This window comes from Paenibacillus sp. 2RAB27 (assembly GCF_052115445.1).
Lineage (GTDB): Bacteria > Bacillota > Bacilli > Paenibacillales > NBRC-103111 > Paenibacillus_E.
In genome coordinates this window covers 1-14,923 of sequence record NZ_JBFRGR010000013.1, presented here as the reverse complement: position 1 = coordinate 14,923, position 14,923 = coordinate 1, and the positions used below count along the sequence as shown (strand labels likewise).

The 14,923-nt window shown below is 44.1% G+C and carries 12 protein-coding genes and 1 pseudogene; all 13 read left to right on the top strand.

The window, feature by feature from the left end; genetic code table 11:
* Positions 1–83: 83 nt before the first annotated feature.
* The 13 genes and pseudogenes from AB4114_RS18355 (at position 84) to AB4114_RS18295 (ending at position 14,659) form a co-directional block, all read left to right on the top strand.
* Positions 84–1,673 (top strand): response regulator transcription factor, encoded by a 1,590-nt coding sequence (locus tag AB4114_RS18355; RefSeq protein ID WP_441989774.1) that lies wholly within the window; start codon positions 84–86, stop codon positions 1,671–1,673.
* A gap of 212 nt (positions 1,674–1,885) precedes the next feature.
* On the top strand, positions 1,886–4,441 hold the full coding sequence (locus tag AB4114_RS18350) for a cache domain-containing sensor histidine kinase (protein ID WP_441989773.1): 2,556 nt from the start codon (positions 1,886–1,888) through the stop codon (positions 4,439–4,441).
* Between the two features lie 129 nt (positions 4,442–4,570).
* Positions 4,571–5,527 carry an ABC transporter permease gene (locus AB4114_RS18345; RefSeq protein WP_441989772.1) on the top strand — a complete coding sequence of 319 codons (957 nt, stop codon included), beginning with the start codon at positions 4,571–4,573 and terminating at the stop codon, positions 5,525–5,527.
* An 18-nt stretch (positions 5,528–5,545) separates the two neighbouring features.
* Positions 5,546–6,418: a carbohydrate ABC transporter permease gene (locus tag AB4114_RS18340; RefSeq protein WP_441989771.1), complete on the top strand. Its 873-nt coding sequence runs from the start codon at positions 5,546–5,548 to the stop codon at positions 6,416–6,418.
* A gap of 48 nt (positions 6,419–6,466) precedes the next feature.
* Positions 6,467–8,185, top strand: a complete 1,719-nt coding sequence (locus AB4114_RS18335) for an ABC transporter substrate-binding protein (protein WP_441989770.1) — start codon at positions 6,467–6,469, stop codon at positions 8,183–8,185.
* 18 nt (positions 8,186–8,203) lie between these two features.
* Positions 8,204–9,547, top strand: a complete 1,344-nt coding sequence (locus tag AB4114_RS18330) for a sialidase family protein (RefSeq protein ID WP_441989769.1) — start codon at positions 8,204–8,206, stop codon at positions 9,545–9,547.
* 118 nt (positions 9,548–9,665) lie between these two features.
* A complete protein-coding gene (locus AB4114_RS18325) occupies positions 9,666–10,757 on the top strand; it encodes a sialidase family protein (protein WP_441989768.1) in 1,092 nt (363 codons plus the stop codon).
* Positions 10,748–11,260: a hypothetical protein gene (locus AB4114_RS18320; protein WP_441989767.1), complete on the top strand. Its 513-nt coding sequence runs from the start codon at positions 10,748–10,750 to the stop codon at positions 11,258–11,260. The genes AB4114_RS18325 and AB4114_RS18320 overlap by 10 nt, the downstream gene beginning before the upstream one ends.
* Positions 11,261–11,826: 566 nt before the next feature.
* Positions 11,827–12,204 carry a hypothetical protein gene (locus tag AB4114_RS18315; RefSeq protein ID WP_441989766.1) on the top strand — a complete coding sequence of 126 codons (378 nt, stop codon included), beginning with the start codon at positions 11,827–11,829 and terminating at the stop codon, positions 12,202–12,204.
* Positions 12,162–12,398: pseudogene (locus tag AB4114_RS18310) on the top strand (tyrosine-type recombinase/integrase); the annotation flags it as partial. The gene AB4114_RS18315 and the pseudogene AB4114_RS18310, both read left to right, overlap by 43 nt.
* Before the next feature lie 19 nt (positions 12,399–12,417).
* Complete coding sequence (locus tag AB4114_RS18305; protein WP_441989905.1) at positions 12,418–12,561, top strand: hypothetical protein; 144 nt, start codon at positions 12,418–12,420, stop codon at positions 12,559–12,561.
* A 237-nt stretch (positions 12,562–12,798) separates the two neighbouring features.
* Entirely contained in the window at positions 12,799–13,374 is a 576-nt protein-coding gene (locus AB4114_RS18300) for a TetR/AcrR family transcriptional regulator (RefSeq protein WP_441989765.1), read from the top strand.
* A 67-nt stretch (positions 13,375–13,441) separates the two neighbouring features.
* Complete coding sequence (locus AB4114_RS18295) at positions 13,442–14,659, top strand: MFS transporter (protein ID WP_441989764.1); 1,218 nt, start codon at positions 13,442–13,444, stop codon at positions 14,657–14,659.
* Positions 14,660–14,923 lie beyond the last annotated feature (264 nt).

Sequence of the window (14,923 nt, the reverse complement as noted above, 5' to 3'; positions counted from 1 at the left end):
ATTTCGATTCTTTCAAGCAGAGTGGGCTTGAAGGATTTTTTTTTCTTAAATAGATCGTAAGCTATGACACGGGGGCGAGGCTTATGTATAAAGTTTTAGTAGTGGATGATGAGAAAAACATCAGGGAAAGATTGGTCAAATCGTTTCCGTGGAATGAAGCCGGATTTCAAGTCATAGGCTCGGCCGGTGATGGTCAGGAAGCGCTTGAACTTATTAAGGAGTATCTTCCTCATGTGGTTTTAACAGATATTCGGATGCCGGAAATGAATGGACTGGAGCTTGCCAAAGCCATTCAAGAAACGTATCCCCATATTAAAGTTCTAATCCTCTCAGCCTATGATGATTTTAAATATGCACAGGAAGCCATACGTTACGGAATAAAAGGATACCTATTGAAGCCTGTAATGAAAGATGAGATCGTTGATGCGATGAGCGGCCTCGCCATCGAGTTAAAGATAGATGAAGAAATGGCATACAGTAAAAAGATCGGAATTCCGGGTATACTTGAAGAATCGATGTTAATTGACCTAGTCAAAGGCGAAAACGTACATCAGTATGATGAGCCTTGGCTTCGAGATTATATGAGGGTCATTGTTTGTTCGTTTGGAAAATGGTTTGAAGCGGATTTAGGCTTGTCCATTCGGAGTTTTATCGCTGAAAAGACGACGGAATATTGGAAAGAAAGCCATACCTCGGTATTATTTTATGGTAACCAATTGATTCTGTTTGCGCATGATACGAGGCCGATCAGTAAATACGATCTTAAGGGAAAGATTGAAGATTATTACGATTTGCTAAAAGCGTCGATCATGTCGGGGTTTGGAAAAGAATGCTCGCTGTCGATCAGCGTCGGCAACATGATCAAGGGGCCAGAACAAATCTGCACTTCTTTCAATCAAGCGATATATGCTTTTAGTTATAAATACTTCGATGTTCATCATTCAGTACTATTCTACCAGGATTTATTAGTAACGGGTTCGGATGAAACTTTCACGGAGCAAGCAAATGAGCATTTAAACATCATTATGGATAGATTAATGCAATCTGTCCTTTCCCGCCATAAAGATGAAGTTGCTTCCAATCTACGTGATTTTTTTGATGCTTTAGAACAAGGTAAGCGTTTGAAAATAGAGGAAATCAGAATTGCATTTTCGGAAATTATCCTAACTCTACCACTGAGAGCCAAAGAAAAAGGGCTGCCGATACCTTCTTTGGATAAAAAGCAGGCTTTAGAGCATATATACGATGTCCAATCCCTCGGCGATTTGAAAAAATGGCTGAAACAAACAATTGAAAAGATTTCGGACGCTCCTATTGAGGAGAGAGATGAAAACCGTTACGTGCAACTTGCCAAACAACACGTACACAACAATTATTCAGAAAAAATCACCTTGGATCAAATGGCCGGGCAATTATTTATTCATCCAGCCTATTTCAGTTCGATATTCAAAAAAGAGACCGGACATAACTTTATCGATTATATCAATGAAGTTAGGGTTCGTAAGGCCGTGGAAATGTTAAGAAACAAGGATTGTAAGATAAAGGATATTTCTGTCATGGTCGGTTTCCATAATCATTCTTATTTTAATAAGGTTTTTAAGAAAGTGATTGGCGTCAAACCTCTTGTATTTAGGTCCAACCATACTTGCTCACAGAGTGGGGACTTATTATGAATTGGATGATGAATGGATTTCGGAAGATTTCATTTCGAAATTTTCTGATGTTGTTTTCTTTAAGCGCTATGCTCATTTTATTATTGTTACTAAGCAGTGTTTTTTTTGTTAAAATCAAACATTTTATTGAGGAAAAAAAGGAGTTTGTCATAAGCACTCGCATGAACCAAATTTCCTTTGAGTTAAACACGAGCTTAAGTAACATTTATTTTATGATAAACCATTTAACGACGAATGAGCGACTTACTGGCTATATGCAGGACTTAAGCAATTCCCATACAAATACGATCGATAAATACCGTCTATCTAAGGATTTTGAGAAATATTTGTACAACATTAGACAAGAAAATGATTTCATTGACTCTATATTAGTGATTACTTCCCAAAGTCAATTCAGTTCTGACCACCAATATTTGAATTTCGAGCTCAACGGGATCCAAGTGGGAAGCCGATTGGAGAAGGAACGTAACTTGGTACTTCTGGGGAAAGCCTCCGAAAGCATCATTCCGCCCTACGGGTCCGATCAAAGAAAAGGAATGACGGATGCGATAAAAGCATTGGATACGCAAATGTTTTTTGCAGCAAATATCATGGGCAGCGAAGAGGGCAATAACGGAGTTATATTGATTCTTCTAAACCCTCATTATTTGAAGGAAGCCATTCCTTACAACGAGAATATATCACTGTTTGACACCAACCACCATTTGATTTTCAGCGGGAGTGAGGATCTGCCATCTGTTGTCAATGAGCTGAAAGGCGTCACGGACCCCAAAGATGGCTTCGTATTTCATACGGAAAAAGGACTGGAGGCTCATTATACAACCATTCCTTTTAATGATTTTCAGCTGGTATATTTGGACCGGATGGACTTTTATTACGAACAGCTCATCTTTATGGCTAAGCTGACTGCCGCAACTTTTATGTTGGCCGTTTTGGTTTCCTTTGTGTCCTCCAGAGTGATCTCAAACAAAGTCCTGAGTCCTGTTTATAAGGTAATGAGGTTATTCAAGACGTACGATTTTGCCAAAAATCAAGGGAATGATTATAAGGAATTAACGACAATTGGCAAAAGCCATTTAAATCTTAGAGACCGCTTTTTGCTGTATTTTATCATCACCATATTGCTGCCTCTAATTGTGTACATAGTTGTTTTTTATTGGCAAACCTCGAAAATTGCGGTTGACGATTTGAAAAAGAGCCATTATTCGTTATTTGAGGAAACAGCTAGTCATTTAGAGCATGATATCAATCAAAAAGAAGTGCTGATGGCCCGAATTTCGTTGGATACAGCCGTTCAGGAGGATATTGCGGCTAAGGATTCGAGAACGTTGGAAAAAGAACTGCTTTATGAGAATCATGATTTGGGATTGAATCGGGATGTCATCAGTATCTATGACCGCTCCAACAGCTTAATTTTTTCTAATAAATATAAACAAATCGGGGAGCTAGACCCTGCTTTTTACAATGTAATGAAAACATCAGGCAGGATGATCAGTTATCATTTGACGAAAGACGACTTTGGTAACGCTTCCATCGTATTGGGGATGCCGATTATCTCGCTGGATAGATTTCCGGAAATTGTAGGCTATATCACGGTAGATTTGGATAGCGGATTCCTGTCCAATCTATATGGTGAATTTAAACAATACGGTAGTGAATCGTTTATTCTCGATCGAGAGAATAGGGTTGTCTCCCATCCTGTTACCGGGCAAATCGGAAGGATTTTGGATTTACCGATTACGAGTGGAGGCCATTTGCAGCATGAGGGATCCTACGGTGGGAAATATTTTGTTTTCGTGAAGGAAATCAGTGGTGTCCCCTGGAGGTTCATTTCCAAGTACAATGATTCGGATGTGCAGCAGCAGGTCATCGACTTGTTTTTAAGCAATTCTTATATTTTCTTTCTCATTTTTCTTCTCATGCTGCTGTTTTCATTTTATATGTCGCAGCGTATGCTGAAACCGCTCGGTAAACTGAACCAAATGTTGAATGAATTCGAATTGGGAGAAAGCCATCGTATCGCTCTGGAGAGTGTATCCGGAATTGACGAAGTGGACCTGTTGAGCAGTAATTTCAGCCAAATGGTCAGAAGAATAGATGATCTGGTTCATGAAACATTAGTTGCGGGTCAAGAACGAGTCAAACTGGAATATGAGAAGAAAGAAATTCAAATGATCGCCTTACAATCACAAATCAACCCGCATTTTCTGTACAATACTTTGGATAATCTCATTTATCTTGTCGTGACGAAGGAAGTGGAGAAGGCTGTTGAGATGATCAGCTCGCTGAGCCGGCTATTTCGTTATATTACGAATCGCGAACAGATGATTCGAATGAAAGATGAAATTAAGTATAACAAAGCCTATATAGACATCATGTCCTGTAGATACGATAATTTTCAATGTATTTGGCACATCGATGATGACGTGATGGATTGCGGTGCTTTGAAGCTGATCCTGCAGCCGCTTATTGAAAACGCCATTCATCATGGGGCACGGCAAACCAGAAAACATGTAACGATTGAAATTTCCGTTCTGCTGCAAGAGGATGCGATTTGTATTATCGTAAAGGATAATGCATTAGGTATGCAGGAAGAACAATTACAGGAGGTTCGTAAACAGCTTGCGGATCCCGGGGTGAAGAAGGCTGGCATTTACAATGTCAATGCACGGATCAAATTGAATTACGGAGAAGCTTACGGATTGAACATAGACAGCCGGTATGGAGAGGGTACAATGGTTACGATCCTCCTCCCAGCAAATCAATAAATGCAGCGGAAACATATTTAGATTGTGGTATAACATCTAAAGATCGTATCACTAATCGAAGCTGCTTTTTTTTATAATTGGAAATGTAAACGTTACCAAATTAACGTGGAAAGGAGGGGCAGCTTAACCATGGAAACCGACCTTCAGCAAGTCGAAATCGAAATTCGATCTACCCGAAAAATAAATGTAAACTGGACAAGAGCAAAGAAAATGAAAACGCTTTACCTCATGATGCTGCTTCCGATGATTTTGTTATTCATTTTTCATTATGTTCCTCTTTACGGTATTCTAGTGGCTTTCAAGAAGTTTTCACCTGGTTTGGGGATTTGGAAGAGCCCATGGAATGATTTTGCACACTTCAAAAACTTGTTTCACGATTCCCTGTTTATCCGAGCTTTGAAAAATACGTTGATTATCAGTTTGTTAAAGCTTATTGTGGCTTTTCCAGCTCCCATTGTTTTGGCTGTGCTGCTGAACGAAGTCAAGAGTGTACTGTTTAAAAAAGTGGCGCAATCCGTTTCTTATTTGCCGCATTTTATGTCTTGGGTCATCCTAGGGTCCATGGTAGGCGAGGTGCTTTCCCCTCAAAGGGGGATTATCAATTATTTCATCCATGCACTCGGGGGGACTCCGGTCAATTTTTTATCTGACACTCACTACTTTGTTCCCATGTTACTTTTAACGGATGTATGGAAAGAGATCGGTTGGGGGGCCATCATTTATCTAGCGGCTATTTCTTCGATCAATCCTGATCTTTACGAAGCGGCAGATGTAGACGGGGCTGGACGATTCAAGAAGATGTTGCATATTACAGTTCCGTCGCTTGTTCCAATGATCGTCATCTTGTTCATACTAAACCTGGGTAATATTTTGAATGCGGGTTTCGATCAGATTCTAAACCTTTACAATCCGGTCGTTTACGAGGTCGCCGACATCATCGATACGTACGTGTACCGGAAGGGCCTTGAGCAGTTTCAGTTGGACTATGCGACCGCGGTCGGTTTATTCAAAAATGTAGTGGGCGTGATCCTCATTTTGGGGGCGAATGCGATAATCCGCAAACGAAGCGAACATGGCATTTGGTAGGAAGGAGGAAACAGGGGAATGCTCAAAACACGATTGTCTATGTTTGATACATTAATTGTCTTATTTATCAGCTTATTTTCACTTGCAGTTTTATATCCGTTCTGGCAAACGTTTGTTCTTTCTTTCTCAGATGCTAATGGCGCGTCAACGCTTGGCTTCCATCTATGGCCCGAACAATGGGTGGCGGTTGCTTATCGGTTTGTGTTTAACTATCAGAATATTATTTCCGCATATCTCAATACGATCTTTCGAACTGTAATCGGCACGGCGCTCATTGTGTCCTTCACCTTGCTGGTTGCCTATCCGCTTTCTAAGAAGGATCTGCCTTACCGTAATTATTTCACAGCCTTTTTCCTCATCACCATGTTTTTCTCAGGGGGATTGATTCCAAATTACTTATTAATTAAAAGTTTAGGTCTCCTCGATAATCGTCTTGCATTAATTTTACCTGGAGTTGTGAATGTGTTTTCGATTATCATTATGCGTAATTTCTTGATGACGATTGATAAAGGACTTGAGGAGTCGGCTCTAATAGACGGAGCCGGGTATTTTAAGATATTGACCAAGATCATCATCCCGTTATCCAAACCGGTTATTGCGACTGTAGCGCTTTGGGCGGCGGTGGGGCATTGGAACGCATGGTTCGATGCCATGATTTATATCCGCGACCCTTCGAAGACAGTTCTGCAGATGGTGGTTAGGGAAATGATGGTGGCGCTGGATCTATCGCAGACACAATTCGGCGGCGGTGGAATGTCGAACGCGAATTTGCTTCTCAGCAATGTCCGCGCTGCGACGGTTATGATTTCCATAGGTCCCATTATTCTCATTTACCCGTTCGCGCAAAAATATTTCATCAAAGGAATTATGATAGGCTCACTAAAAGGTTAATTGATTCCACGTATTTACAGATGAGATAAATAGAGGGAGGCAGTTCATATGCAAATTCGTTTCAAGGTTTTATTTTCCACACTGCTAGCCGTATCCTTAGTTCTTGGGGCGGTAGGCTGCAGTCAGAAGGATTCATCCGACGATAAATCCGCAAGCCCGACTCAAGGGGACAAAGCTGGGCTTCCTGCGCCGGGGGACTACTCCAAGAAGCTGGACCTGAAGCTTTCCGGATCCTTTACAAGAGGTAAAGTCGAAGACGGGAACTGGGTGCAGAAGAAGCTCGAAGAAAAGTATAATATCAAGATCGGCAACGTGAAGGTGGATACGTTTAACAAAGACCAGGTGCAGCTGATGGTCGCATCTGGAGATTTGCCGGATACGTTTTCCTTTACGGCGCAGTCCCTATCGGCGTTGGAATTTTACGAAAACGGCCTGACGAGAACGGTCCCGAAAGAGATGCTGAAGAAATACGCGCCCCTTTATTCCAAAATGCTGGATGAGAATGTTCCGGGCTGGGATATGAATATAGCGCCTGGCAAAAAAGACGAATATTTGGCTCTCGTCGGGTATCAGGGACATACCAAAAATTTAATTTGGGCTCCAACCTTCCGGCTCGATTGGCTTGAGAAACTGGGGATCAAGCCGCCGGGCGACATTAAGCCTATTGGAACAAGCGGAGGCCTGGAACGGATATACTTCACGGATAAGGCATATACGCTGGAGCAAACGGAAGAAATCTTAAAGGCCTTCACCCAGAAGGACCCAGACGGGAACGGCAAAAACGATACGTATGGCATGCTGCCGTTCAACAACGCGTTTACTTCATGGGGAAGCACACTGCTCGGGGCATACGGGGTAGCTAGCGGCTACAACCTGGAGGAGAACGGCAAGCTGACGGGCGCTGAAATTTCCAATAAGTACAAAGAGTTCTTGAAGATGATGGCGAGATGGAACAAAGAAGGCTTGATCGATCCAGAGTGGACGACGATCGACGTGAACAAGAGCTGGGAGAAATTCAAGCTCGGCAAGACTGGTTATTATCCGGCGCAGCCTGCTTATGTCGGTATGGACGCTTGGACGAAGGGACGGGCTCCGGCAAACATTGTGGAGAAGGACCCCGCCGTTAAATTGCTCGTGACCGCGCCCGAGATCGGCCCGAACGGGCAGCAAGGGGAAGGCGCCTTCACCCCAGTCAACAGGCTTGGCGATGCTTTCTACATTTCCAAGAAAGTGACGGATGAGCAGCTGGCGCGTATTCTGCAAATTTTCGATTATATCAACTTTGACGACGATTCCCGCTGGACACTTTACGGAGATGTCGGTACCCATTCCACATGGCAGGGAACTCCGGAGAAATCGGAGATTAAAGTCAAGCCAGAGTATCCGGAGAACGAAGGGAATATGGGCTTCTGGGCATATAACTTCAGATCGTACGATGATAGACGGGCGTCCTATCAGACCTCCGAAGCGACTACGAAGTTGAAAAATGATTTTTTCGGCAAACAGGACGTGTTGAAGAAGATGGAAATCAGACCTTTCAAATGGGATTTGATGAACCAAACGAAATATGCCGATTTGAACAAACAATATAAAGGCCAATTGGATACGATCGTGAATGAATTCCGTTTAAAGGCCATTGCTGGGCAAATCGATATCGATAAGGAATGGGACAGATATGTTCAGAATTATTTGAATAGCGGTGGGAAAGAAATTTTGGCCGAGCTTGACAAAGCGCCTAAAGTAACCGATTTGTTAAGTAAAAAATAAAAACGGAGTGTGAATCTCATGAAAAAAAGCGAAGTCATTCCGTTGTTTTACCCKGGTTTGGCTGGATCGGCGACATACCGAATCCCATCCATGATTACGACTGTAAAAGGAACGATTATCGCCGGTATCGATGCTAGAATAAGCGACATGAGGGATAATCCCAATAAGATTAATACCGTAATTCGTCGTAGTACTGATAACGGAGAAACATGGGGCGATGTCCAGGAGCTTGTTTCCTATCCGGGTGAAGGACTGGACGGGGCAGCGGCGATCGATACCACCCTGCTTCAGGACGAAGAAACGGGAACGATTTGGATGCTGTTTTCACATACTCCCGGCGGCATCGGCTTATGGGCATCCGAAGAAGGCACAGGGTTCGATGAGCATGCAAACAGGCTTCTGTTTGACACCTTTGAGAACGTTTATAGCCTGCTTCCGAATGGTCATGTTGCCAACAGTCAAGGAAATTTAACCCCATACACGGTTGATGAAGAGGGAAACGTCTATGTAGACGGAGTAAGAAAAGGCAATATCTTCTTGAAAAAAGGCGCAGATCCTGAAGAAACCTTGTTGGAAGCAAGGACGTCCTTCTTGCAAATCATCAAAAGTGATGATGATGGGTTGACATGGTCCAGGCCAATCGAATTAAATCCCGAGGTTAAAGAAGCCTGGATGAAATTTATCGGGTCGTGCCCCGGAAGAGGAATTCAGCTCAAGTGTGGCGATTACCAGGGAAGGCTTGTATTCCCGATTTACTTTGCGAATCCCAATGGAAAAATGTCATGTGCCGTCATTTTCAGCGATGATCATGGGAAAAGCTGGCGTAGGGGCGCCTCTCCTAATGAAGGAAGACGTTTCAACGGACAAATGCTTTCAGCCGAGACGTTAAGTACGGAAGGTGCGGATTTGACTGAATCGCAGTTGATTGAGCTTCCGAATGGTGATCTGCGAGTTTATTTGAGAAACCACGCCGGTTTGCAGCGGACCGCAGTGTCAGTGAGCAAGGATGGTGGAGAGACCTGGGATGAGCCGGTGTATGATCAGAATTTGTTAGACCCGACATGCCAATCCAGCGTGATAACATACCCGGATTTGGGAGACGGGAAAACAAGGGTTTTGTTTGCAAACCCTGCGGATCCCCGCAAGCGGACAAACGGGACAGTCCGACTGAGTGAGGATGGGGGAAGCACCTGGAAGTATGCCAAGCAGATCGATGAATATACTTTCTCCTATTGTTGTTTGACGGTGTTGGATAATGGGGACATTGCGCTATTATATGAAAGCGATTTTGATTTTTCAGAAAATAAATTGATAACGGTTAAATTTACAAAGTTCACATTGGATTGGATCTCATCATCTTGACAAGAACCAGACTTGAACGTCCATTTGTTGAGAATGATCGTATCAGGAGAAATTGGCGGGGACCAGACGGTCCTCGCATTTTCTTAACATTTGCCGTTCAATAGGGAGGCGCATTCTTTTGTTTAATGAAAAATTTGTTGTCAGCAGGGATGATTCGATTTATGAAGCCTGGCCCGCGCTTACCTTAACGGAGAAAGGGAAATTAATTTGTGTATTTACGGAATGTACGAGACATACGGATCGAACCTATACCCGAATTGTATATAAAGAAAGCCTCGACCGTGGTCGAACATGGGGAGAAAAAATAGCTTTGACCGAGGGCACTGCAGGACTTGATTACTTTTATGATTGCTGCAGCATAGCCCGGCTGAACGACAATCGGTTGGTGATTGTCACCAACAGGGTGCTCCGAAACGATGATTATAAACAAGGTTATTTCCACGAATCCGTCAGTGAATTGTATATAGGTATCTCTGAAGGTGAAAAATGGGAAGGTCCGATTCCAACTCCGATAAGAGGGATTGTACCGGACACCCTGTGCGAGCTGCCATCCGGCAGATGGCTATTGTCGGCCCATTGGAAAAGTAAAAAGCATGGGTATTTGGAGCAAATGCTTTGGTATTCGGATAATCAAGGAAAAGATTGGAGCGGACCGATAACGGTCGCGAGTATGGAAGGCTTGCATTTATGCGAGGCATCCATACTCGCCCTGCCCGATCATACGCTCGTCGCCTTTTTACGGGAGAATTCGAACGATGGCAAGGATGGGTATAAAGCGATATCCAGGGATCATGGGGAAACATGGGAGGGGCCTTATCGCATGCCGCTTCCGGGTTGTCATCGTCCTGTGGCGCGAATGCTCAAGAGCGGCAAGGTCATGATGACGCACAGATTTTATCAAGGCGGCCCTGTCGGATACGGAAGCAACCAAAATTTATTCGCCGCCTGGATGGATATGGATACCGTATTGGAAACCGAATATATAAAACAATGGATCCGGGTACTGCCGATCGATTACGATCGCTCTCTATTAGCGGATAATGGTTATTCAGGCTGGGCCCAATTTGACGACGGCGAAATTTATATTGTTCAATATATTGCAGATGATTCCCCTAATTGCCAAATTCGCGGCTATAGTTTGCGAGAAGAAGCTTTTATGCTGAATCCTTATTGTGAGAGTAGTCGAGGAAGCTCGATGACATGGATCTGATGGCTCTCTCAACAAATGCAAACATTCCGCCTGCGAATACGGACGTTAGTAGAATAAAGGCATATACCCAAACCACCAGCGTTCCGGCAACGTTCGTGTTTACGGGCGATGACATTACACATGCCCCAGGGAAGGCCCGACTGTACAGAAATTATATGCAGCACTTCGAGGAAAAAAATACACTGGGAAATGACAGGAGGTGCGCCGGCACTTCAGAAGCAATAAGATGGCAAAACTTTGTTTTTAACACAGGAATGAAAGGAATAACAGCTGCAGAGTTGTTGGTTGATTTCAACAGGCTCGTAACCGGTCTGAAGCCGGAGACGGTATTTGTCATGCTGGGTATGGCAAACGCGGTAAAAAGAACGTCGATTGACGATTTCAAAATAGATATGAAAGCTCTAGCCGTTGAAATTCGAAAGATCGGAGCAGTGCCAGTATTTGAAACTGTTATTTATCCGACCGATTCGGATTTTATGACGAAGATACCTGCGGCTTGCTAAAGAGCTGATGACATTGTTTGGCGTTGGCGATAGCGTGGATACCTGGAACATACATAGCTTCAAGGACACTCAGGAACCTGCAATTAAACCAGCCTATTCTTACTTGGAAAGGCCTGCCGGGGCTGACATTCCGGCTGAATTTGCAATGCTATTACGAGCTTTTGGAATGAATGAAGCATCAACAGGTTTGTTCCGATCGACGAGTATGCATCGCATCTTCGAACGGCTGTAGACAAGAATATATGTTTGACCTGTTTGGAGAGCGAAAACATACCGCTTAAAGTTGTGCAGGATTTTGACAGAATGGATCAGGATAATCCCACAGTCCCTCCACAATTTACATGCGAAAGCTGTGAAGGAGCGATGTATCCAGAGCATTACCAAGGTATTCGTGGAAATGAGTACAAAATTACCGATGTACGAGCAACCTAAAGGACCGTCAGGATGAACTTCCCTGACGGTTTTTCTTATATCTCCTTTCCACCTGGGCGTACTTATTCGGTGGCACAAGCTGCAAAGACTCGTGCCATTGGCATAAGTCCGCGCTGTGATGAAAGGATTATTTTATGAAAAACATTCAGCAAGCAATGGCTGGTTATGAAGAGGGATGTAACACGATCAGAAAGGTTCCTGAAAATTACTGCTTAATTGCCTTTAGGGAAGACGATGGTCCGATTTTTGATGTAGATGCTGCTACGATTCCGCACAGAGATAGGATAGTGGGCGTGTTTGAGAAATGGCTGAAGTCGGATGGCCAATCCAAGGATATACTTTCTGCTAAAGTTTCTCAGGAGCTCGCGAAATATTACAGACTAATCGATTCTTTTGCTTGTAAGTTTATGGCAGATCATTGCAATGATTTTCCTTTAACAGACAATACGTTAGAGGAGGCATTCAATCATTGTGTTCTTCCAGTTCATTCGAGTTTTATACGAACCACCTAGAGAGCAGAAATGACACTTGTAAAGATTTATTTGTCACCGAAACCAGTCAGGTTCGTCGGTTGTCAATTCCAGCGATTCGTTGGTCTTTGAAAAAGCTTGCTAAACGTAGTGATATTACTGCGAATGTATATCCACACCGATTCCGCCATACTTACGCTTGCCAATTGTTAGATAACGGTGCACCGTTAGAATTTATTCAGGGGATGCTCGGACATGAGAAAACATCTACAACTCAGATTTACGCCCAACTGCGCGGTGAGCGTAGGAGAGGATTATATCGTCGTTATTTTTAAGTTTAATCAATGTATCGCCTTTGCTCCAGAGGCAAAGAGGGCTACGATTAGCTCATTTCTATAATGATTGGCTACTGTTATATGTTATTTAATTATTACATTGAATTAAACGAGCGAACCATGAGTCTCCGACCCTCACGAAATATAAAGTGGTGATCGAAAAGCAGATGTTCACTAATTTCACTTAAAAGTCTGTAATCCATCTTATCCCAGCCTGAGCTAACTTTCATATCAGCTCAAAATACTGGACTTATCGTTCCGAAAAAGTATATACTGTACCTACGGAAACGGAGGGAGAACCATGGGACGCTACAAAGAGTTTGATAAAGAAGCGGTGCTTCATAAAGCGATGCTCGTTTTTTGGAAGAAGGGCTACGAAGCGGCAAGCATTCCCGATTTGCTGGAAGCTATGGATCTTAGCAGATCAAGTCTGTACGAAACGTTCGGGGACAAACAAACGCTTTATATCGAGGCGATCAACTGGTACAAGAAGTGGAAGCAAGCCAAACGGGACATCCTCGTCAATGCGACATCCGCAAAATCGGGAATCCGGCAGTACTTCGAGATACACATCAATTCCGCCTTGGACGGCGAGTCGCCGAAGGGCTGTCTCATTACTAATGCAGCAGTCGGCATGGATTCGCCAGATGAGCAACTGAATGCGTTGATCAGGGAGCGGTTTGACGAGTTGGAGAAATCCTTCTACGAGCTGCTGCGCAAAGGTCAGGAGACGGGAGAAATCATGCCTGAGAAAGATATCAAGACTTTATCTTATCTGCTTTCAAACCTGAATCATAGTATAAATATCGTTGCGAAGGTGCAGGGTGACCGCAGCAAGATGCAGCAGATGATAGACATGGTGATGGAAGTGCTATAAAACATTTTTTTTACATATTCCGGAATGATTGTTCCAGAAAATTTCTGGTGAGAAAAGGGGACTTTCTATGCATTCAGCTTCCATTCCAACGGAAAAATCGGTTTCGCCATCGCTGATTTTTATCCTGGCAGCCGCTTGCGGTATCATAGCGGCAAATCTTTATTATGCTCAACCATTGATAGGCTCGATCGGTTCGACCATCGGGCTCTCCTCCGGGGCTGCCGCACTCATCGTTACGTTGACTCAAGTCGGCTACGGGATCGGCTTGTTATTTATCGTACCGTTGGGAGACATACTGGAAAATCGTAAGTTGATCCTTTCATCATTGCTCCTTACAGCAGCCGTTTTGACAATTGCCGCTGTAATCAAAAGCGCCATCCTATTCCTCACCGCTTCACTCGTGATCGGAGTAGGTTCCGTAGCAGCACAAATCCTTGTACCGTATGCGGCTCATCTTTCGCCTGAAGCCGTGCGCGGTCGCAATGTGGGCAACGTCATGAGCGGGCTACTTCTGGGGATTATGCTCGCGCGACCCATTTCAAGTTTGGTGGCGGAGTATATGGGCTGGCGGTCCATATATTTCATCTCCGCAGCATTGATTTTCGCGCTGGCTCTTGTATTGGCAAAGGCACTACCCTCAAGGAAGCCTTCGACCGCTACAGCTTACCCGGCGCTTCTGCACTCCATGCTGCATTTGCTGAAGGCGACACCGGCATTGCGCCGGAGGGCAATTTATCATGCTTGTGTATTCGGAACGTTCAGTTTGTTTTGGACTACAGTTCCGTTGGTATTGATAAGTCCGCCGTTCCATTTCACTCAGAAGGAGGTCGCTCTGTTCGCATTAGCCGGGGTAATGGGGGCAATTGTGGCGCCAGCGGCGGGCCGTATGGCAGACCGTGGATGGGTTCGCCCAGCTACGGGATGGGCGTTGGCCATCGTCATCTTTTCCGGGCTGCTTCCCTTGCTGGTTCCATCAAGTTCTGCACTCGCGGTCCCCATCCTCGTAGTTGCGGCGATTTTACTTGACATGGGGGTTTCCGCCAACATGGTTCTCGGGCAGCGAGTGATTTTCTCTTTAGGAGCGGAATTTCGCAGTAGGCTTAACGGTTTGTATATGGCCATTTTCTTTTTAGGGGGCGCTATCGGCTCAGCGGCAGGGGGATTGGCTTACGCAACGGGGGGCTGGGAGGCGGCACTGCTGATCGGAATCGCCTTACCGGCCATGGCCATGGCGTATTATGCAACGGAGTTTTCGAGATTAAGGAAGGAGAATCTCATTGATTGAGGAGCACAGTTGCGTAATCCACACGTTCTAAGCTAACTGGAACTATAGCTCTATGATGACACGACGGCAGCCGGCCAGCGATCGGCTGCTGTTTTTTCAACTAACTGGCAGGTTTGTTTAATTGATTTTTCATTTCAGATGCAATAATGTTACCAAATGAGGTAACCATTATGAAGGTGAGGTTGTCGGTTATCAAGAAAATAATACTAGTTTTAAAGGATGTACCTTCTTATTTACTAGGTACATCTATAGTTACTGAAAGAC

Bases quoted from the DNA above. Each gene is read 5' to 3' on its own strand.
- AB4114_RS18355 (WP_441989774.1), top strand. From the start codon at position 84: ATGTATAAAGTTTTAGTAGTGGATGATGAGAAAAACATCAGGGAAAGA.
- AB4114_RS18335 (WP_441989770.1), top strand. From the start codon at position 6,467: ATGCAAATTCGTTTCAAGGTTTTATTTTCCACACTGCTAGCCGTATCC.
- AB4114_RS18350 (WP_441989773.1), top strand. From the start codon at position 1,886: ATGATAAACCATTTAACGACGAATGAGCGACTTACTGGCTATATGCAG.
- AB4114_RS18300 (WP_441989765.1), top strand. From the start codon at position 12,799: ATGGGACGCTACAAAGAGTTTGATAAAGAAGCGGTGCTTCATAAAGCG.
- AB4114_RS18315 (WP_441989766.1), top strand. From the start codon at position 11,827: ATGAAAAACATTCAGCAAGCAATGGCTGGTTATGAAGAGGGATGTAAC.
- AB4114_RS18340 (WP_441989771.1), top strand. From the start codon at position 5,546: ATGCTCAAAACACGATTGTCTATGTTTGATACATTAATTGTCTTATTT.
- AB4114_RS18295 (WP_441989764.1), top strand. From the start codon at position 13,442: ATGCATTCAGCTTCCATTCCAACGGAAAAATCGGTTTCGCCATCGCTG.
- AB4114_RS18320 (WP_441989767.1), top strand. From the start codon at position 10,748: ATGGATCTGATGGCTCTCTCAACAAATGCAAACATTCCGCCTGCGAAT.
- AB4114_RS18305 (WP_441989905.1), top strand. From the start codon at position 12,418: ATGAGAAAACATCTACAACTCAGATTTACGCCCAACTGCGCGGTGAGC.
- AB4114_RS18345 (WP_441989772.1), top strand. From the start codon at position 4,571: ATGGAAACCGACCTTCAGCAAGTCGAAATCGAAATTCGATCTACCCGA.